At 36.9% G+C, this 21,660-nt stretch carries 18 protein-coding genes; 10 read left to right on the top strand and 8 right to left on the bottom strand.

Annotation, left to right across the window (positions count from 1 at the left end; translation table 11 throughout):
- Positions 1-138: 138 nt before the first annotated feature.
- Positions 139-1,212 carry an LCP family protein gene (locus tag CIL05_RS01115; protein WP_240510076.1) on the bottom strand — a complete coding sequence of 358 codons (1,074 nt, stop codon included), beginning with the start codon at positions 1,210-1,212 and terminating at the stop codon, positions 139-141.
- A gap of 130 nt (positions 1,213-1,342) precedes the next feature.
- Here CIL05_RS01115 and CIL05_RS01110 point away from each other — a divergent pair, with 130 nt between their 5' ends.
- Positions 1,343-2,902, top strand: coding sequence for a glycosyltransferase (locus CIL05_RS01110; protein ID WP_165769013.1), 1,560 nt, complete (start codon positions 1,343-1,345; stop codon positions 2,900-2,902).
- Positions 2,903-3,238: 336 nt separating this feature from the next.
- Here the strand turns inward: CIL05_RS01110 and CIL05_RS01105 are convergent, their stop codons facing one another.
- Positions 3,239-3,784 (bottom strand): hypothetical protein, encoded by a 546-nt coding sequence (locus tag CIL05_RS01105; protein WP_095653654.1) that lies wholly within the window; start codon positions 3,782-3,784, stop codon positions 3,239-3,241.
- Positions 3,785-4,120: 336 nt separating this feature from the next.
- Here CIL05_RS01105 and CIL05_RS01100 point away from each other — a divergent pair, with 336 nt between their 5' ends.
- From CIL05_RS01100 to CIL05_RS01065, 8 genes are all read left to right on the top strand, one after another.
- The gene (locus CIL05_RS01100; RefSeq protein WP_095653653.1) at positions 4,121-4,345 is read left to right on the top strand and encodes a DUF1659 domain-containing protein; all 225 of its coding nucleotides are present in this window, start codon (positions 4,121-4,123) and stop codon (positions 4,343-4,345) included.
- 34 nt (positions 4,346-4,379) lie between these two features.
- On the top strand, positions 4,380-4,598 hold the full coding sequence (locus tag CIL05_RS01095; protein WP_095653652.1) for a DUF2922 domain-containing protein: 219 nt from the start codon (positions 4,380-4,382) through the stop codon (positions 4,596-4,598).
- Between the two features lie 439 nt (positions 4,599-5,037).
- Positions 5,038-5,172 carry a YvrJ family protein gene (locus CIL05_RS01090; RefSeq protein WP_095653651.1) on the top strand — a complete coding sequence of 45 codons (135 nt, stop codon included), beginning with the start codon at positions 5,038-5,040 and terminating at the stop codon, positions 5,170-5,172.
- 605 nt (positions 5,173-5,777) lie between these two features.
- The gene (locus CIL05_RS01085; protein WP_095653650.1) at positions 5,778-7,220 is read left to right on the top strand and encodes a PTS mannitol transporter subunit IIBC; all 1,443 of its coding nucleotides are present in this window, start codon (positions 5,778-5,780) and stop codon (positions 7,218-7,220) included.
- A gap of 13 nt (positions 7,221-7,233) precedes the next feature.
- Complete coding sequence (locus tag CIL05_RS01080; RefSeq protein ID WP_240510075.1) at positions 7,234-9,348, top strand: BglG family transcription antiterminator; 2,115 nt, start codon at positions 7,234-7,236, stop codon at positions 9,346-9,348.
- Between the two features lie 14 nt (positions 9,349-9,362).
- Positions 9,363-9,800 carry a PTS mannitol transporter subunit IIA gene (locus CIL05_RS01075; RefSeq protein WP_095653648.1) on the top strand — a complete coding sequence of 146 codons (438 nt, stop codon included), beginning with the start codon at positions 9,363-9,365 and terminating at the stop codon, positions 9,798-9,800.
- Positions 9,801-10,961 (top strand): mannitol-1-phosphate 5-dehydrogenase, encoded by a 1,161-nt coding sequence (locus tag CIL05_RS01070; protein WP_095653647.1) that lies wholly within the window; start codon positions 9,801-9,803, stop codon positions 10,959-10,961.
- A 703-nt stretch (positions 10,962-11,664) separates the two neighbouring features.
- Positions 11,665-12,402, top strand: coding sequence for a glucosamine-6-phosphate deaminase (locus CIL05_RS01065; RefSeq protein WP_095653646.1), 738 nt, complete (start codon positions 11,665-11,667; stop codon positions 12,400-12,402).
- A gap of 156 nt (positions 12,403-12,558) precedes the next feature.
- Here CIL05_RS01065 and CIL05_RS01060 read toward each other — a convergent pair whose 3' ends face one another.
- From CIL05_RS01060 to CIL05_RS01035, 6 genes are all read right to left on the bottom strand, one after another.
- Complete coding sequence (locus CIL05_RS01060) at positions 12,559-13,575, bottom strand: Gfo/Idh/MocA family oxidoreductase (RefSeq protein ID WP_095653645.1); 1,017 nt, start codon at positions 13,573-13,575, stop codon at positions 12,559-12,561.
- Between the two features lie 178 nt (positions 13,576-13,753).
- A complete protein-coding gene (locus CIL05_RS01055; RefSeq protein WP_095653644.1) occupies positions 13,754-14,665 on the bottom strand; it encodes a PTS system mannose/fructose/sorbose family transporter subunit IID in 912 nt (303 codons plus the stop codon).
- Positions 14,666-14,684: 19 nt separating this feature from the next.
- Positions 14,685-15,482, bottom strand: a complete 798-nt coding sequence (locus tag CIL05_RS01050; RefSeq protein ID WP_240510086.1) for a PTS mannose/fructose/sorbose transporter subunit IIC — start codon at positions 15,480-15,482, stop codon at positions 14,685-14,687.
- Positions 15,483-15,613: 131 nt separating this feature from the next.
- Positions 15,614-16,588 carry a mannose/fructose/sorbose PTS transporter subunit IIA gene (locus CIL05_RS01045; RefSeq protein WP_095653642.1) on the bottom strand — a complete coding sequence of 325 codons (975 nt, stop codon included), beginning with the start codon at positions 16,586-16,588 and terminating at the stop codon, positions 15,614-15,616.
- A 454-nt stretch (positions 16,589-17,042) separates the two neighbouring features.
- On the bottom strand, positions 17,043-17,414 hold the full coding sequence (locus CIL05_RS01040) for a DUF956 family protein (protein WP_095653641.1): 372 nt from the start codon (positions 17,412-17,414) through the stop codon (positions 17,043-17,045).
- 81 nt (positions 17,415-17,495) lie between these two features.
- A complete protein-coding gene (locus CIL05_RS01035; protein WP_095653640.1) occupies positions 17,496-18,437 on the bottom strand; it encodes a Gfo/Idh/MocA family protein in 942 nt (313 codons plus the stop codon).
- 1,140 nt (positions 18,438-19,577) lie between these two features.
- Here CIL05_RS01035 and CIL05_RS01030 point away from each other — a divergent pair.
- Positions 19,578-21,632, top strand: a complete 2,055-nt coding sequence (locus CIL05_RS01030) for a BglG family transcription antiterminator (protein WP_095653639.1) — start codon at positions 19,578-19,580, stop codon at positions 21,630-21,632.
- The last annotated feature ends 28 nt before the right edge of the window (positions 21,633-21,660 follow it).

The raw sequence follows: 21,660 nt of genomic DNA, 5'->3' as shown, positions 1-21,660 counted from the left end.
ATATCTTCCAGAAAAGCAAATATATCAACCGGAGCACGGAAATATCGCCCCGAGCGCAAAAGTTACTTTAAATAACCAGAATCTGTCTCATTTACGCGTATAAAAAAGAAATCGGCCCACTAGCCGATTTCCCTTCTATTAATAAGCATGATAACCCTCGATATTTTCATCTTCCGCACTAAACTCCGTTTCGAATTCCTGTGTATGCATAATTGGTAAATCCAAATGCTCTCTCAAGTCTTGAGAAATTTCTGCTCTGCTTTCTTCATCCACCTGGTAATACCATAATCCGTCTACCATCTTTCCACCACTGCCTTCGAGGTTGACGGATTCGATTGCAACATCTGAATTCATACCATAGCTCAGAAAGCTTTTCATATCGTTAAAGTTTAAATTGGTTTTCATATTATCCCCAATTGCATCAATTAAATTATCCAGTTTTAAAACAGAAGAACTGGAAGTTACCTTATCAGCAATAATTTTAATGATTTCCTGTTGGCGTTCACCGCGTTTGATATCACTGTCATATTTTCTGGAGCGGGCTAATGCAAGAGCTTTTTCTCCATCAAGTCTTTGATAGCCTTTATCAATTTTGATCGTATTTTCCTGACCCTTTGTATTAATCTCACTCATGTCAAATGGCACATTATAATTAATTCCACCGATTGCATCGACGACTTCAATGAATGCTTTAAAATTAAGTTCTACATAATAATCAACAGGCACGTCTAAAAAGTTTTCCACCGTTTCAATGGAGGCTTTTGTCCCGCCATAACTATGTGCATGATTGATTTTTGTATCGTAACCTACCTCCGGAACGAACACACGGGAGTCCCTGGGGATACTTAGTAGCTTTACGTTGCTGTCTTTTTTATTAAAAGTTGCCAGCATTAGCGTGTCAGAGCGTGTTGTACTATTGTCACGTTCTACACTTGCATCAACACCTATAATGAGAATGGACACATTATCCTCCACCGGATCTACAGCTTCTGTCCTCAGGTCAGAGGTCCCGTTGTCTCTGCCAACATCTTCATAAGAATCCTCCACAGCCCTTTCAGCTTTCGTGTATAAATGAACGCCATAGGAAAGAATGGTTATTAAAATAGCCAAAACGGGTATTCCTGTATATAATAGGACTTTCTTTCGTTTACTTTTCTTTTTTTTGGTCTGGTTGTCAGTTCTTGTCTCAATTTGATTATTTTTAGACATCATCAGTCACCTCATAAAACGTGCTAATTATCATTTTACTATTAAGTGTTGGTTTCGTAAATCAAAATTTCAAACACCTACATAAAAATCTATGCATTGCCGAAGTTATTTATATCCAGGAAGGATGATGAAGATGAAGAAACAAAAAATATACTTCTTATGTAATTCCGTTGACATTGAACGGGGTGGCTTAACGAAGGCCTCACTCAAACAGGCTTCCTTGTTTGCAGAATTAGGCTATGAAACGGAAATAATCACCTTTAATTTTAACGCATATTATCCATATATAAAACAAAAGCTTGCAGATCTTGGGAAAGTACATCCAAATGTATTCATTCGAAATATGTACGAAGATATTGAAGGTCAGAAGAATAGCGAACTAAAAACTAAACTGAAACCGGCAAATTTGAAAAAATTGGCGGATGGTGGTGCATTAAGCAAACGGAATGGTCATAACGCCTATCGTGTTCTCAAGAATGGCTATTATACAAAGTATATTGGTCTGGGTAAGGGCAATACATTAAAGCTAATTGACTATTTTAATGAAAATCGCTACCGCACAAGACGGGAAGAATATGATCCGGGTGGAAATTTGAAACGAACTATCTATACAGATCTGGAAACAAATAAACCACGTCAAACCATTTATTTTGATAAAAAGGGGCGCTCTTATTTATCAGCCTGGTACAGTAAAGAGAAAGATAAATATGATCATATTCATGTGTTTAACAAAAAAGGCGAGATCACCGAGGAATATACAGGTGACATTATGAAATTGAAACAGGCTTGGTTAAAGGATTTAATTAAAGATGATAACAATCCGGTGATCATCTCAGATACAAGGAGTACTGATGCTATTCTGACAGGGCTTAAAGCTAAACATGCAATAACAATCTGGCGGCTCCACAGCCATTATCTCGGCGCGCCATATAAAGATGATTCACCGATAGCAAATAAAGTCGAGCATGGTTTAAATCATATGGATAAATTTGATGGTGTATTTTTATTAACAAACCAGCAAAAGCAAGATATGAGTGACAACTATGGAAATGGAGAGAAAATGTATGTAATCGGCCATTACCATGAAAGTAGTAAGTCATTTCTGGAAAAATTAAAACCAACGGAAAAAGACAAAAATCGTGCAGTTGTAATCAGCAGGTTGTCTACCTTGAAACGTGTAGACCATATCATTAAAGCATTTAGAAAAGTAGTAGATCAGCTTCCAAATGTTAAGCTCGACATTTACGGAAAAGGAACCGAGGAAGAAAAGCTCCGGAACCTAATTGAGCAATTGCAATTAACGAATAATGTCCATATGAGCGGGTATACACAAAATCCGGATAAAGCATATGAAAATGCATTATTCACTGCGTTAACATCAAAAAGTGAGGGATTCTCGTTATCAGTACTGGAAAGCATGGCAAATAAAACCCCTGTGATCAGCTATGATATCAAATATGGTCCTAATGATTTAATTGAACACGGAAAAAATGGCTATATCGTTAAGGATAAAAACATCGATGCACTTGCCGAAAAAATGATTCATCTATTCGAAAATCCGATAGAAGCAATTAAAATGGGTAAGAATGCCGAACATTTTATTCAGGATCATTTCAGTAAAAAGTCCTATGCTGAGAAATGGGAGAACTATGTGCAGCATTTAATTGAACAGAAGAGCCGTGTACAGAGTTAGTTTTAGGTAAAGCATCTTCAGTCTTGTGCTGGAGGTGTTTTATTTTTTAGGTGTGCAGATTGATAGAGTTTAACCTTAGGTATTCTATCACCTTAAATGCTGGATTTGAGTAATTTAGCAAAAATGATCAAGAAGCACAGTAGATAAGTTTGAGTAGTATCAAGAAGTCCTAGAGTCAGATTTGGAGTTGCATCTGCTTAAATAATTGTGCTTCTTTTTTATGAAATTGGGATTTTAAGTGTTGAACTGAACATGGTGGGAGAGATAGTTGCTCTTGTAGTATATGTTAATTAAATATGGGTATATATCGTTTTATTCTGTAAAGAAAATCCCTTATTAGAGATCCGCACTTCTTAGCTTACCTTCCTGTTCAATGGAACGTAATGCCAGCGTTGCTAAAATATCTTCCTGCTTTGTACTGCTGTTTGTCAAAGCGTTCAACTGCTCCGAATTAGCAACAATTTGCTTGTAATTCAGGTCAATCTTATCAGTGTTTTTGTCTGATTTATCTTCAAGCCTTTTACCGCTAACTTTCAATTCCTTCATATCATCCTTTAAAGAGAACGATTGCTCCGTGTTCGTTACAATCTGTTTGAAATTAAGGGCGATTTTATCAGTATTTTGATTCGTTTTTTCTTCAAGGCTTTTAATATTGGCAGCTAAGTTTTTGATATCATCTTTAGTTGCCATGTTGTTGAGATCACTTTTGGCCGCCATATTCTTGATATCGCTCTTGGTAGCCATGGTCTTGAGGTCATCTTTAGTAGCCATATTTTTGATGTCGCTTTTGGTCGCCATGGTCTCAAGATCATCTTTGGTGACCATTTTATTACTCATAAACTCTATTCGATCCATTATATGATTTAGTATTTTGTCAGACATCCCAATTCCTCCTTCCTTTAAAATTTCTATAGTTTGTGTTGCTTTTCAAATCTTACTTAGAATATACCACTTCACTGTTAAAGGCGCAATTTGTTAAAAAAACATTTATACGTCGAAAAGCAGAATTTCCATATAATATATTTCATAAAAATTAATTTTCTATAATGTTGATGGAATTTTACAGCTGATAAATAGAGCAAAAAGCAAAATTATACTATTTTAACTTTTTACCTAGTCTTTTTTAAAAAAAGATAGCAGTTTAAAAATTAAATATCCTCCCCATGCCCCCTTTCCACCATCCAATTCGATAGTAGTTATGAAAGGGAGGTGAGTTACATGGCAGTACAGGATATGACGAATTCTCAGTTGCAGTTGGTGCTGAATGATGGAATTGATACATCAACAGGATTACCAATCTACAAAACGAAAAGCTTTAACAGTGTGAAGACAACTGCGACAGCGGATCAATTGTATACAATCGCAGTAGCATTCGCAGGCTTGCAGGAGCGAAATCTTTACAATATTCACCGTAAAGACAGCTCAGACATCAGACAGGCTTAAAGCTTAAAAAACAATAAAGAAGGGAGGTCAGAATATGAAAAAGCTGGAGCTTAAATTTGAAAATTACGATGGCAAAACGGTAACATACTCACTCGATGTACCGATCGAACCAGTTGATCCTGCTACAGTAAATGCAGCAATGGATGAAATCATTGCACAAAATGCATTTACATCATCAGGCGGCGATCTGGTTGCTAAGAAGAGCGCACGATTGGTTGAACGTATTATAGAAGAAGTGGATTTAGGACTATAATGGAATGCTTTATTGAAACAGACCAGCGGCCGGGCCACTGGTCTGTTTTGGTTAGATGGGGGTGCGGGTTTACGGAGCTGGGATGGAGACATGAGTGGAACTAGGAGCTGGGGGGTGAAGTTGAGAGATACAGATTGAGAGTTGAGAGATCCTGGGTGGAAGTTGAGAGAAAGCCAGATAAGTTGAGAGACTCCCAGTGAAAGTTGAGAGAAAACAACAGAATATGCAACTATCTCTCAACAATGGGGAGCTATCTCTCAACTTTCTGCTAATCTCTCTCAACAATCTGAATCTGTCTCTCAACTTTAGCAGTTTTATAGCAACATACCGTATTTATCTAAATAGAACTTAAGCAGCACATTTCCATATAAAATCCATCCAACTACATCATAAATCCGGAAACCCCCAGCAAAAATAATCATAGGAGGAGGTTCTACCATTGGAAACCTGGATACCATTCATTACAGAATTAGGCTTTCCCATTGCGGTGACGTTTTATTTGCTGCACCGGATTGAGGGGAAACTAAACCAATTGATTGAATCTATTCATGGGTTGCCTGAGAAGATGAAGTGAGAAAGAACAGCTGGAAACCTGTAAGTGATATGGTTTCCAGCGCATAAATTTGAACTAATATACAATCTTCAAACCCGAACATAACTTAACAAGTATTTGTATTGCCTGAAAAAAGTGGACAAGTTGTATTCATGGTACTCTACATGCTTCCCTTGACAGGAGTTAAGCATTACTGTTAACAGTATGAGTATAAGGCAAGTAAATGAAAACCAAACATTTCACCTCACCTTCCATTAGAACAACTTTTGGTAAAATCATAAATAGAAAAGAACCTTTTTGATCTAGCACAGGTTAAATGAATAAAAATTTTAGAGCGTCCGGGACTGGCGCTTTTTTTGTGATAATAAAAACTATCCCCCCAACTGCCACAAAACTTGTTATGTCCTAATCATAACGGGAAGTACTATAACAGAAATACTTATCGTATAATTTTCTCCATCTTACTTATCCAAAAATAAGTGGTAAAGGTTTCTTTTTAATAATGTCAACAAGTGATTTGACAAATTGGTATTTTGATTAGATTGAAAAGCCAAATGTAAGCGCATATCATTAGAGTATAGAAGGAATAATAAATTATTTTTAATATAAAAAAGGGAGAGGTTAAGATGGCTGAAAATAGAGGATTTCGTGCTAAGGTTCAGCGGTTTGGCAGTTATTTGAGTGGTATGATTATGCCGAACATTGGCGCATTTATTGCTTGGGGTATTATAACCGCATTATTTATTCCAGATGGGTGGTGGCCAAATGAACAATTGGCAACATTAGTAGATCCGATGATTAATTATTTATTGCCACTATTAATCGGTTTTACTGGTGGGCGAATGGTACATGGTTTCCGTGGAGGGGTTGTTGGTGCGACTGCAACGATGGGGGTCATCGTTGGTGCTGACATTCCGATGTTTTTAGGTGCAATGATCATGGGGCCATTAGCTGGTTATCTCATGAAGAAAATTGATCAGGCATTCCTCGATAAAATTAAATCTGGATTTGAAATGCTTTACAATAACTTCTCTGCTGGTATTCTTGCTGCAATATTAGCAGGTATTGCTGTAAAACTAATTGGACCAGTAGTAGAAAGTTTAAATAATGTATTAGCTGCAGGTGTTGAAACAATTATCAATGCTGGATTATTACCATTAGCAAATGTCATTATAGAACCAGCTAAGATTTTATTTTTAAACAATGCAATTAATCATGGCATATTAGGCCCAATTGGAGTGGAACAGGCTGCAGACACAGGTAAATCCATTCTATTCTTACTAGAAGCAAACCCTGGACCAGGATTAGGTATCTTGCTTGCATTCGCTATTTTTGGAAAAGGAATGTCAAAAAGTTCTGCACCTGGTGCTATAGTTATTCAATTTTTGGGTGGGATCCATGAGATTTATTTCCCATATATACTATCGAAGCCTGCATTACTTCTAGCTGCAATTGGTGGGGGAGTTAGTGGTGTGCTCACATTTCAAATCTTTGGAGCGGGATTAGTCGCAACAGCATCACCAGGTAGTATTTTTGCTGTATTTATAATGGCATCAAAGGGAAGCTATCTAGGTATTGCGCTAGGTGTCATTGTAGCTGCTGCGGTTTCATTCTTTCTTGCTGCATTAATTTTGAAAACAAGTAAGACAGAAGAGGAAGATCTTTCAGAAGCGACTGGAAAAATGGAAGAAATGAAAGGGAAGAAGAGCTCTGTAACTGGTGCGCTTGGTCAAAAAGACGAAGAAACGGATGCTCAAGCTGAAAGTCAGGAAGAACAGGAAAAAAGCAAAGACGAAATAAATAAAATTATTTTTGCCTGTGATGCGGGGATGGGTTCAAGTGCAATGGGATCTTCCCTATTAAAAAATAAATTTAAAAAAGCTGATATCGATATTTTCGTTACAAATAAAGCAATTAATGAAATACCTGATGATGCTGATATCGTTATTACCCATAAGGATTTAACAGATAGAGCCAAAATGAAATTACCAACTGCAGAACATATTTCTGTGGAAAACTTCCTGAACAGTCCTAAATATGAAGAGTTAGTTCAAAGACTTAAGAACTAAACCAAACAGGGCGGTGAACAATTTGTATTTACCAGGTCGGGAACGAAAAGTTATTGAATTTTTATTGAATGCAAAAGAAGCTATAACTATTAAGGAAATTGCAAAAGCACTTGGTGTGAGTGACAGAACCATTCATCGGGACATAAAAAGTGTTGAAAAGCTGATGGCTGATTATAATCTGAAGCTGAAGAAAAAAGCGGGAGTAGGGCTTCAGATTATTGGAGATAAAAGGGATAAACAAAAATTGGAGAGGTTACTTGCGAACGTAGCATCCTCCAACTTCACATCTGATGAAAGACAGGCTGTCATTTTATCCACCCTTTTTGATACAAATGAACCAATCAAGCTTCACGCGCTTGCAAGTGAGCTTAAAGTTACGGTAGCAACAATAAGTAATGACCTGGATCAAATGGAAGAAGAGTTAGCGGACTATCAGCTCCAACTTATTCGAAAAAGAGGATATGGCGTAAAGGTTGAAGGCGATGAGGGGGATAAACGTGCTGCAATAAGTAATTTAATTTCCAAGTATGTGGACCCTTTTGATTATATTTCCCTGTTGAAGGAAAGTATTCAGAAGAAATCTCAGCAGCAATTAAATACTATTTCAAATCGATTATTGGGTTTAGTCAATCCTGAAAATTTAAATGTGATTGAAAAAAGAGTAGAACTAGTAAGAGAAGAGTTACCACATGAATTAGCAGACAGTGCATATATTGGTTTAGTTGTACATCTTTCATTAGCAATTGAGCGTCTTCAAAAAGGCGATAAAATAACATTTGATAAAGTTTATATGAAGCAAATCCAAGGAACAAAGGAATTTGAGATAGCCAGTAACATGATCAAGGATCTGGAAGTCTCACTTTCCATGGATATTCCCGATGACGAAATAGGGTATATAACGATGCATTTAATGGGCGCTAAATTGCGTATTAATCAACATTATTTAATGGAAGATTCCAGTTTGGATATCGCCTATAAAGCGAGAGAATTAATCCAGTATGTAAGTACACAGCTGGATACGGATTTAAGTGATGATGCGCCATTGCTGAACGATTTAGTAGCACACTTGAAACCAACGATTTACCGGCTTAAACAGGATATGAATATAAAAAATCCCTTAATCGAGGAAATTACAAGAGATTATTCTGACCTTTTTTATTTAATCCGAAAAGGAGTTCGTGACTTATTCCCTGACATGGAATTCCCGGATGATGAAATTGGATACCTTGTCCTTCATTTTGCAGCTATTCTCCTTACTAGTGAAATAAGGACAGACTTACATGCATTGGTTATCTGTTCAAGCGGTATTGGTACAGCGAAAATCCTTGCTACAAGACTCATGCAACGAGTTCCGGAAATTAAGCAGGTTGACAATAAATCCATGTTTGATCTGGAAGATATTCATACAGATAGCTATGATATTATTGTTTCAACAATTTCATTAACAGGATTTGATGGCGACTATATTCACGCGTCACCAATGCTAACCCAATCAGAAATTCATCGGATTAAGAAGTTAATCAGACAAAAAAGACTCAACTTTAAGCCGGAAAAAAGTCCTGTGAAATCGAAGCAAGCAAAAGTGCATAACGATAACTTCATTCCAAAGCTGGAAGCAATGCAAAATTACTCCAAGGCAATTTTGAGTCTGTTGAATTCTTTTCATATGACACAAATAACGGAAAAGAAATCCTTGGAGTCCATTTTGAGCATGGCATGTAATGAATTGAAAAAAGGAAAATGGCTAACAAATAGCGAGAATGTTTTTAAAAAGCTGCTGAAGAGGGAACAGATAAGTGGACTCGGAATTCCTGATACATCTCTTGCGCTGTATCATACCCGTTCAGCGGGTGTATACAAACCCAGTTTTTCAATCTATTCATTATCCCATCCTTTAACGATTAAAGGTATGGATGGGGAAAACATGAAAATGAATACAATAGTTTTAATGCTGGCACCAGAGGTAACCCATCAGGAAGTGTTGGAAGCTTTAAGTTTTCTAAGTAGTTTAATTATACAAGGGCAGGAAAGCATCAAATTGTTTGAATCCGGGAATGAATCACATATCAAGCAATTTCTGTCTGAACAATTTCAAAAGTTTTTGCAGGAAAAAAACATCATCATTTAAGGAGTGCATATACAATGGCAAAAGAAATTTTAAGCAAAGAAAATATCGATCTAAATGTAACATTAAGCAGTAAAGAAGAAGCGGTTCGTTATACAGGAGAAATCCTGGTGAACAAAGGGTATGTTGAAGCATCTTATGTAGATAAAATGCTGGAGAGAGAAGAATTAACCTCTACATTTATGGGAAATAATGTCGCAATCCCGCATGGAACAGAGGATGCGAAGGGATTAGTAAAAGAAACCGGACTTTCTGTTGTAACCATACCAGATGGTGTTGATTTTGGTGATGGAAACATTGTTAAAGTACTAATTGGTATTGCTGGTAAGGGAGACGAACATTTAGAAGTTTTGTCAAAAATTGCGATCGTTCTTTCCGAGGAAGAAAATATCCAAAAAATATTAGATGCTGGTTCAAAAGAGGAAATCATAGCTCTTTTCGATGAGGTGAACTAAATGTTAGCTGTACACTTTGGTGCTGGGAATATCGGCCGGGGCTTTATTGGTTCCCTTTTATACCAGGCAAATTATCATACCACTTTTGTTGATGTAAACGAAGCGGTTATTCAGGAATTGAATGAAAAGCAACAGTATCATGTTGTTTTAGCTGCTGAGGACAGTGAAAAGTTCACCGTGAAGAATGTTTCAGGAATTAATAGTATCAGTGATCCGGAAAAAGTTGTTGACGCTATCTCAAAAGCTGATATTGTAACAACCGCTGTTGGTCCGAATATTTTAGCTATGATCTCAGAATTTATAGCAAAAGGCTTGCGTGAACGAATAAAATCGAACCAGCAGCCACTTAATATTATCGCATGTGAAAACATGGTTGGCGGTAGCACGTTATTAAAAGAGAAGGTATTTGAACATATAACAAAAGAAGAACAACCAAAGTTTAATGACCTTTTTGGTTTCCCGGATGCGGCTGTTGATAGAATTGTGCCAAATCAAGTAAATGAGGATCCATTGGAAGTGTCTGTTGAACCTTATTATGAATGGGTTGTTGAAGAGTCATCGATTGAAGGTGACACACCTCCCATTGATGGAATTACTTTTGTTAATGATTTAAAACCCTATATTGAACGTAAATTATTTACGGTTAATACAGGCCATGCAGTACCAGCATATATCGGTCACTATATGGGATATGCAACAATTAATGAAGCAATGAACGACCAAAACGTTCAGGAAATCATCAAAGGTGCATTAACCGAATCTGGTGAAGCACTAATCCAAACATATCAATTCGATAGAGAAAAACATCAGACATATATTAATAAAATTATCAAGCGATTTATGAACCCGTATATTTCCGATGAAGTTACCAGAGTGGGACGAGGCCCAATTCGTAAGCTTGGCCCAAATGACCGCTTAATTCGTCCTGCCACAATGTATATGGAAGTTACGAATAAGGAGCCAGTTTACCTGGCCAAAACAATTGCGGCTGCTTTGGAATATAAGAACGAGCAGGATGAAGAAGCGGCTAAACTGCAGGAAATGGTTGAAGAACAGGGGTATGAAAAGACATTGCAGTCTGTGTCACAGCTGGAGGCTGATCACCCGTTGGCTGGTGTTGTTTTGGAGGAAATTGAGGAATTGACTAGGTTGAGAAAATAATAATTGAAACTCCTTTTGATAAGGGAGTTTTTTATTTTGGATTAGATTAGGTTGTAATAGAGCTGGAATTTTGATGTTTTTTTTGAATAATGGTGGTTTTAGCAGCGTATTCGGATTGACCCATTTATGTGTGGAAATATCGCTGCTTTGCTATTGATCAAACGTTTGATCAATAGCTTCATGCTTTGTAAATAAAGCATTCCATATAATCATGCCTAGAATCACTAAGATGGAAATAATTCTATTTTAAAAAGGGGGGAGTTAGAAATCGTTGTTTAAAGCACTATTTTACGAATAGAAAAGACCAGGCGAATTTCATCATTTCCCGGGAAATATCGACAGGATTTTTAGAAGCTGGGCGCAAATTAACCCTATTAGCAGTTTTCTTGAATAATTTTTAAGCTGATGCTACAATAATAGTGGTTAATAAACCGTGATTCATAATTAAACTGAAATATCTACCGATAATAGTACCAAACCGTTATATAATGACATTTTCTTTGTACTAGCTAACCTTAGTTTGATAAGATATTTCAAGCTACACTAGATGAACACTATTTAAGTCAAATATAAAAGGATTTATTATTATTGATTGTTAGTTGATATAAGTTAAATAACTATGGAGATATGGACTTCCTCGTAAAGTTAGGGGTAATGGTTTAATAGAATGGGTTTAAATATATAATGCTGGGAGAGGCAATTGATGAGAATTATTCAAACAAGAGATTACAATGAATTGTCTAAAGAATCGTATAAAGTAATTGCAGATACGTTAGAAAAAAATGAATCTGCAAGCATAAACACAACTACAGGTGCTAGTTATGATGGTACATTTGAATTATTAGTGGAAGCAATTAACAACGATAAAATTTCTATTGAAAACTCAATTTTCACAAATCTGGATGAGTATGTTTCTTCAAGAGATGCATCTTTTTCTGTTTACACGTATATGCATAAAAATTTCTATGATCTAATTAAAACCCATCCTAAGTATATTGGATTAATTGATGGAAGTGTTGCGGATGTACAGACTGAAATCGATCGTTATAATGAAGTACTTAAAAGATATCCGAGAGATCTACAAATTGTTGGCTTAGGTGTGAATGCTCACTTAGCTGCAAATGAACCTGGAACATCTTTTGATTCACGCTTATTCTTGGCTAATAGTGATGATTCTACTATCCAAAGCACAATGGGCTATCATCAATTGACGCCTGAAGAAGCACCAACTCAAATGATTACAATGGGGTTAGCGGATATTATGGAAGGAAAGCATATTCTTGTAGCATCATCTGGCGTTAGAAAAGCAGAGGCTGTTAAAGCTACACTTGAAGGCCCAATCAATGAAGATTGTCCGGCATCAATATTACGTGCTCATCCCAATGTCACGTTTATTATGGACGATGCTGCAGCCTCATTATTAGAAAAGGATTATAAGTAAATTTTTACTGTCTGCCTGTTGACGGATTTTTCTCAGCGGGCGACGTTATTAAACGACCACCTGCTTTAGTGAGGTGGTCGTTTTAAATCTATACTTTCTTCTTTTCTCTTGATAGGCATGAATCAAGAAAGTCTATAACAGAATCAGACTTTCATTTTACTTTAAGTTCTTAACTCCCGTTTCTAATATTTCCATTTGCAGCAGTGTCTGTTCATCTGTAATGGTTTTATCTTTACCATTTATGACGGCTTCATATAAGTCATCATACACTCTTCCATAATCACCATTTACAGATTTTACTTTTTTTTCGTGGATTGTATCTTCCTCATCAATATATGTCAGTTCACCATAATGTTTTATTGTTTCTATACCAAAATCCTTGTTATCAGGCATATAAAATAACTTTAAATGTTCCTCCTGACGATCTTTGGTTTGTTTCACAAAGCATCCCTTTTTACCATACACGGCGAAGCTGGGTCTCTCTTTAAGTCTAAAGTAACTGGATTTTACAGATACCTTTAACCTGCCAAAATATAAATCTAAATCGAAATAGTCATTCATTCTTCCTTGCCCTAATAATTGCCTTACATCATAATGTATATGATCCGGCTTGCCAAAGTAGCTGATAACTTGATCCAGTGTATGACAGCCATGTCCATATAAAAATGACGAAGCAGGATCAAATGAATGAACAGACTCGGGTACTTCCCGGCGATAATAGTCATAATGCATTTCCACTTCCAGCAAGTCCCCCAATTTCCCTTCTTCCATGACCTTTTGAACTGTTAAAAAGTCACTATCAAAACGTCTGTTTTGATAAGCCTGAACAATTAAACCTTTCTCTTTTGCCAATGCAAATATTTCTTTTGCTTGTGCGGATGTTTCCATAAAAGGCTTTTCGACCAAACAGTTTTTATTATGTTCTAATACGAGTTTTGCGTACTTATAGTGGCTGTCATGTTTTGTGCAAACCACAATGAGTTGAATGTCCTTGTCATTTAATAATTCATCTAAATCAGAAGTATAATTTACTCCTGCGATCTTATCCCAGCTATCATGTTCGGGATTTCTTCGATAAATTGTTTTCACCTTTATATTCTCTCTTTGCTGCACGAACGGCAGATGATATCTGTTTGTGCTTTTCCCATTTCCAATATAACCGATAGTAAGCATAGCAGCCTCCTGAGATGTATTTACCTTTGACTTCTTCAATTGAATCGTTTGAAAAAGCACCTCCTTATATTGATAGGTTTATCAACAAGGAGGCACTTCTCTATTTGTATACGTTATTTGAATACGTAGCTTATATATTTAATTTTATGAAAATGGCCTGGATTAACGTCTTTATCTATTACATCAAGCCTAAAACGTGGAAGATGACACCGACTACGAACAATCCAAGAATCATAGTAATTGGAGAAACTTTCTTCCTTAGCAGCCACATGCAAAGAAGTGTTAGCAATAATCCAGCTAAACCAGGAATTAAGCTATCTAAGTTGTCTTGTAAAGTAGTTACCTCATATTCGCTTAATGACCGGCCTTCAGCTTTCTGTTGCATTGCAGATTTAATTCCTTCAGACCCAGCAGGTAATTTATCCCATTCAATAAAAGCGCCATCATCTAGCTGAACCTCAGATACCGTTGGTGTAAATGCTACAGCTACCCAACGGTTAACTAATGAACCAAGGATGAACATACCCAATATTCCTGCGCCTTTCGTAATATCCTGAAGTAATCCGCCAGATAAGTCCTCCGTAATTTTAGAACCAGCTTTGTAACCAAGTTCTTGTGAATACCACATGAATCCCATACGAATGATATTCCATAAAACGAAATAAAGAATTGGTCCAAGTATGTTACCGGTCAGAGCAAGGGAAGCTGCTAAAGCACCGAGAATTGGTTTAACCGTGAACCAGAACATTGGATCCCCGATACCTGCTAAAGGCCCCATCATTCCGACTTTAACCCCTTGAATTGCCTTGTCGTCAACTGGCACACCATTTGCACGTTCTTCTTCAAGCGCTAAAGTTACACCAATAATAGGGGAAGCCACATAAGGGTGCGTATTAAAAAACTCTAAGTGACGTTCCAATGCAGCAGCACGATCTTCTTTTGATTTATATAATCTTTTGATTGCGGGAATCATGGAAAATGCCCAACCGCCGTTTTGCATACGTTCATAGTTCCAAGAACCTTGAAGGAAAGTGGAACGCCACCAAATAGAAATACGATCTCTTTTTGATAATTTCAATTCTTGTGCCATTTTATGTCCTCCTCCTTCTTTAGTAGTTATCAATAATATTGCCTAACGGATCACCAGTGTTTCCGTTTCCGCCACCTGAACCGCCTTGTTTAGTAAGCGCTAAATAGATAAGTGCAAGGGCTACACCGATACCACCAAGACCAACAAGGGTGATGGATGGAATAGTAGCTAATACGAAACCAATTGCAAAAAATGGCCATACTTCTTTTGTTGCCATCATGTTAATAACCATTGCATAACCAACGGCTACTACCATTCCCCCGCCGACTGCTAAACCGCCTGTCAACCAGGTTGGCATAGCTTCGAGCGCATTTCTAACCGGACCTGCACCAATAGCCACAATCAATGCAGCTGGAATTGCAATACGTAATCCCTGCATGCAGATAGCGATAATATGCCACATTTCAATTTTTCTAAAGTTTCCTTCTTTCGCTGCGGCATCCATTATATGTACTATTCCTGTTGCCATGGTTCGGACGATGATTGTGAGTAGCAAACCTGCAACTGCAAGTGGAACTGCAATCGCAATAGCTGAAGATACACCGGCTTCACCTTGCCCACCTAATACAAGAATAATTGCAGATGCAACTGATGCTAAAGCAGCATCCGGTGCTACGGCAGCTCCGATATTTGCCCAACCTAAAGCGATTAGTTGCAGGGTACCACCTAAGATAAGGCATGGCACTAATTGTCCGGAAACTAAGCCGATTAACGTACAAGCAATAATTGGCTGGTGAAAGTGGAATTCATCCAAGATTCCTTCTATACCAGCTATAAATGCCACGATAATAATTAGTATTATTTGAATAATAGTCAATTCCATGATTACTAATCCTCCTTTTTTGGCAGATAGGAAAGTATAAAAAATTTTCCTACTGCATAAGTGCAAGCTATGAGCATTTGCTCAAACTATAGCAAACGCCAAGTTTTCTAATCTATTGATTAGGATTATTTCTGTCTGTTTAACTCCGCTTGAGCCCTTTTTAAAATATCGTCCATGTTGCCACTTGAATCGTTCGGAACCTTGCGTACATCGAAGTCCAAACCAGCTTCTTTTAACTTAGCGAAGGCATCAATATCATCTTGGTCAAAGGCCAGTACCTTATTCGGCTGTACTTTACCAATTGAATGTGCCATAGAGCCAACGTTGATTGTCTCCAATGGAACACCCCCTTCAACCGCTCTAAGCGCATCTTGGGGATTTTCGAAAAGAAGTAATGCACGCTGGCCGCCAAAGTGCTGATCATCTTTAGCAAGTTCAATCATTTTATTGACAGGAACAACGTGTGCTTTAATACCTGAAGGAGCAGCCTGCTGGATTAATTTTTTACGAAGTTCATCCTTGGCTACAACATCAGATACAACGATGATACGTGTAGGCAGTGTACTTTTGGTCCAAGATGTCGCTACTTGTCCGTGAAGTAAACGAGAATCAATACGCGCTAACACGTATTCAAATTTACCAGGAGCACCTGTATTTGATTGCCCTGCAGGTTCTGCAGCTACTGAGGAATCTGCTGGTTCTAATTCTTCAGGATTTACTTTAACTGCTTCTCTGGCTGTGCCGAGAATATGCGCAGCAATTTCATGCGCTGTGTTCATTGAAAGGCGCGATGCATAAGCTTCGATCACCATTGCTAAGTTTAAACCAGCAACGATTGCCCATTTATCTTTGTGTCCTTCCATCAAGCTGTTGGCTTGATTGAAAGGGGTCCCCCCCCAAAGATCGACTAAGAATAATACTTCATCTTGGTTGTCGAAAGAGGCGATTGCTTCTTTCATTTTAGAATTTAGATCATCAGGTCCTTCGCTTGGCATCAATGTAACGGCTTTCGCATTTTCTTGTTCTCCAAAGATCATTGCTCCAGATTGCAAGATACCATTAGCAAATTCACCGTGACTTGCAATGACAATTCCTACCATCTTTTTACCTCCTCATATTATAGTATTGTTAAGGCTTAAATAAGCATGGAAGCTACTAAAGCAGTATTTTTTCAGCCCATTTCCAACAGTTACATTTTCGGCAAAAAAGGCATGGGCGAAAAGTAATTCAGTAGCGTTAAATGAAGGCAGAGGTATTAAGGACCTTTATGCTTCATTTTAATCACTGCTTTTCACTCATGCCTGATCCAATCAGTAACACGTAAAAAAACCTAAGATAGTTATTTAATCTATTTGAAAAGTTTTAATTATAGCGTTAAATAAATAAGCATCCGAATTACTTTAATGAGCTTCCACAAGATATCTTAACACACCAGTTTTCCCCCTTCAAGAATGGGTTTGTCTGTCTCCGTTTCCGTAACAGTTTATCACTTAACAATTATGGAGATGTCCCAACAAAAAAAGCAAGTTCCAACCTGTCTAAGATGTAAAAGTACTACTTTTTAATTTTACTTTTCAAATTGCGTTTGATTACATCAAAGAAACCTAATGATTTGACTATGTGATCTGGATCAACGTATTCACGAATTGCTCGAAAGACCTTTTTTGGATCTTTAGAAGAAAATGTATATGTTCCATTCCGCTTCGTTTTGATAGCATAACGTGGGATCCATTTCCCTTTGAACAAGACTGAAGCAATCACATAATCAAATTCTTCCCAAGGAATTTGAATAAATTTACGAGCATCACGATTATTGAAGAATTCAAATCCTTTGTCTCCAATCATAATTTTACCATAATCTGAACTTCTTATATGTGAGGTTGCACCAATAATTAAATCGACTTTTGTGTTGATTGATTGGACCATTTGATCTACCCCATTTCTTTCTTTAAATATTCATTATTATTATACCGCTTTACCACTTTCGTAATTTTACGGGAATGCAGGTTATAAAGTAAGTAGTTTTGAAATCTTTCTTGAAATTTCATGCGTATTGATGGTTGATTCGATTTGTTCTTTTTTAACGCTTTTAATAAACTCGGCTACTTCATAATACATTGTTTCAAATTCGTGTTTGATGGAGATGTTTTCTGTTTCGCCATCTTTGTATCTGATAACAATTCTTTTCGGGTCACTAATTTGATCGATTTCAATGACACCCTTTTCACCTTGTATTTCACTTGGTAAGTGTGAATCTGAAATTTTAGAGTACATAACAATCGCTTCAAATGTATCGTAGTTTAGTATCATACTTCCTTGGCCTTCAGCTTTCGTAGATAATAAAAAGGTGTTATTTAACACAGACTTTGGTTCATCAACCAAATGGATAATTGGTGCGATAGTGTAAACGCCTAAATCCATTCTTGCACCATTACCGAGTTCAGGTTTAAATGCATTTTCAATAATACCCTCTTTGTATTTATCATAGCGAGATGAGTACTGATTATAATGAAATACGAGACGCCTTAACGTACCTATTTTATCTAAGTTCTTTTTTAAATTAAGAAATGAGGGTGTAACGGTTGACTTCATTGCTTCCATAAAGGTTCTTTTATATTTTTTTGAAGCCTCAATGACTTGATCCATTTCATTAACAGAGGTTACAGCTGGCTTTTCACAAAGCACATGTATACCATTTTTCATTGCTAAAATGCTTTGCTCAGCGTGTAATACATTTGGTGATGCAATATAGACAGCCTCAATATCACCACTTTGAAACATTGCTTCCATATCTGTATAAACGTTGGATACATTATATTTACTGGCAAATTCTTTTCCTTTTTCAAATGTTCTTGAGTAAACCGCACCTATTGTGAACTCAGGGTGTGCTTTGGCAGCGTGAAGAAAGCGATCCGTAATCCAATTTGTTCCAATAATACCGAATTTCATAGAAAATTCTCCTCTTATATTTTTTTACAAATCAAAATTCATGCAGAAGTTATGTATGATAAGCATCATTTTTTATTACCTTTTTTCTTTTTTATATAAATGGGGACGGCATCGAGGAATAACAATATGTGTATAAAATTCCATTGATACTCGTTAAAGATAATAAAAGTAAATTAATCAAAAAAACAATAGGCTCATTGCTAAATAGGAGATCCATTTTTCATTGCAATAACCTCTGTAAAATATTGATATAATATATTTAGTATACATCATAATTTGCCGCAACTACAATGGAGTCTTTCAGTTATGATTGATGTTGTTTGTATTAATAATATGTAACAGAAAATCATCAGGCGGCGATCTGGTTGCTAAGAAGAGCGCACGATTGGTTGAACGTATTATAGAAGAAGTGGATTTGGGAATATAAGGGAATGCTTTATTGAAACAGACCAGCGGCCGGGCCACTGGTCTGTTTTTAGTCGGTGGCGGTGCGGGTTTACGGAGTGGAGATTGAGTGGAAGTAGGGGCTGGTGGGGGGAGTTGAGAGAAAAAGCAGTGGAGTTGAGAGAAACCGGGAAGAAGTTGAGAGAAAGCAGAGGAATATGTAATCCTCTCTCAACTTTCAGGGATTCCCTCTCAACTTTGCACAAACCCCTCTCAACTTTTAGGGATTATTTCTCAACTTTGCAGAACCCTCTTTCAACTATTATCTCCCAACCAAGCAAAGCCTCTCCCAACCATACATAATCCTCTAAACTTTTACTGACCAGGTATTCAACCACATTATTAGATAGAGAACCTGTGAAGCAGTCAACACAGATCCACGCAAAAATCTATTTCATCAAGAATCGAGGCATCCCAATACTAATATAACAACTCGATGTACAACAATTCATTAATTTTTTACCAAAGGTTGTACAGCCGACACCCGCCACCACTTGAATCTCCAAGCACTTAAGAAATCCCTACCGAAAAGGCACGAGCAGCCCCCTTCAATTACTCTCTCAACGGAATGTACAACAACCCCTTCAACAATAGTAAAGCACAACATTGTACAATCGTGCTCCAACAAACTACGATGGAAACGTAACCAAAAGTGTTGTTTTCAGTGATATAATAAATTGTGAAAGAGGGATACTCATGGAACTTGATGATCGCAGTAAAGTAATTGTAGATGATTTATTGAGCAATCCAAGTGTCAGCAGCAAGGATTTGGAAAAAAAATATGATCTGACGAGAAGACAACTTGGGTACAGTATTAACAAAATAAATGACTGGCTTAAAGACAGTAATCTCCCGGCTATTGAAAGAACCAGGCAGGGGCATTTTATTATCGATCAGACAGTTTTTACAAATCTTGCAAGTGAACTGCCAAAAGTTCTGCCCGCAGACATGAATATCCTTTCAGAGAACCAGAGAGTGTACATGATTGTGATGATGATTTTAAGTAATGAGGAGCTTTCTTTATTTCATTTCACAAGCGAGCTTGCAGTCAGCAAGAATACAATACTCAGTGATTTGAAGCGCGCGCAGGAATTTGTCTCCGATTATAACTTAACCATCCGCTATTCACGACGCTCAGGTTACTTGATTGAAGGTAAGGAATTTAATATTCGCAAATTGCTTACCAACGTTATTTCCAAATTACTGGATATGAAAAATGGTTCTGATTGGATTTATAAATTGGCTAATATTCAGGAATACGAGATTACAGAAATAAATAATCGGATTGATAATGTAGAAAAGAAATTAACTATACAATTTACAGATGAAAAGGTTGCAATGATGCCTTTTACGTTAATTTTGGTACTGGAAAGAATTAAAAAAGGACATATAATAGATCCGTTTTACATTCAGTATGAGGAATTGTCGGATACAAAAGAATATTTGGCAACTGAGGAAATTTTGTATGACCTAAAAGATATTCCTATGGAAGAACGAATGTTTATCACTTTGTATCTATTAACGGCAAATGTTTATTGGTCTGAATCTTTGACAGAAGAAGCAATTCCGAATCTTAAACAGGCGATAGATGATATGCTGCGGCTTTTTGAAAAAAGAGCAATTATATTTATACAGGATAGAGAACAATTATTAAATAAACTGCTGCTGCATGTTAAACCCGCTTATTATCGAATTAAATATCATCTTAATGATGTAAATGATATTCAATTGACAGTAAGTAAAGAATTTATGGAATTGCATCATCTGGTTCAGAAGTCAACAGAGCCGTTGGAGGAATTGATAGGAGAAAAAATTCCTGAAAGTGAAACAACCTATTTGACCATGCTAATTGGCGGGTGGTTAACGAAGCAAGGTGAAAGTATACAGGAAAAAGTGAAAGCGATTGTTGTCTGCCCAAAAGGCGTCTCTGTTTCTAGGCTTATGTTTAGTGAGCTTAGGGAATTGTTTCCAGAGTTTGTTTTTCTGGATTCTCTCTCCGTAAGGGAGTTTGTCAACTACAAGCTGGATTATGACATTGTATTCTCCCCAGTTTTTTTGGAGACAGACAACCGATTGTATATTGCCAGTTCTTTTCTTGAACGTGAAGAAAAGATACGTCTAAGAAAACAGGTAATGCTGGATTTTCATGGCTATATTCCTTCAGATATAAATGTGGATGATTTAATCACCATTATTAAAAACAATGCCGACATCGAGGACGAACAGCAATTAACGAAAGATCTATATCGCTATATTCATCGTGATGACACAGCACAGGTGAAAAATCAGAGGAATGATCTCCCAGCGGCATCATTGGATGAACTGATTATTCCGGAAAATATTACATTAAAAAGGTCTGTTTCATCATGGGAAGAAGCTATTCGTATTGCTGCAAATCCACTTGTTGAAAGTGGTCATATAAAAAACGACTACGTAGAGGCAATTATTAGTTATTATGATAAGGATCCTTACATTGTAATTGGACCAAATATTGCAATTCCGCATGCGGCACCTGATGAAGGTGTGAATGATGTTGCGATGAGTCTGCTGCGGTTAGAGAAAGGCGTCATATTTACGGAAGATTACTCTATTAATTTAATCGTAATTATTGCCGCCGTTGATAAGCAAAAGCATCTAAAAGCTCTAATGCAGTTAATGAAGCTGGCAGGATCTGATGAAGATCGAAATGCGATGATTTACGCAGATTCAAGGGAAGAGATTTTTAAAATAATAAACAAGTATTCAGTATAAAGAACAACATGGTTAGGAGTGCATAAAA

The organism is Virgibacillus profundi (assembly GCF_002287375.1).
Taxonomy (GTDB): domain Bacteria; phylum Bacillota; class Bacilli; order Bacillales; family Amphibacillaceae; genus Virgibacillus_K; species Virgibacillus_K profundi.
Note: the sequence above shows the minus strand (reverse complement) of the source record. Positions and strands in the feature narration are given on the sequence as shown.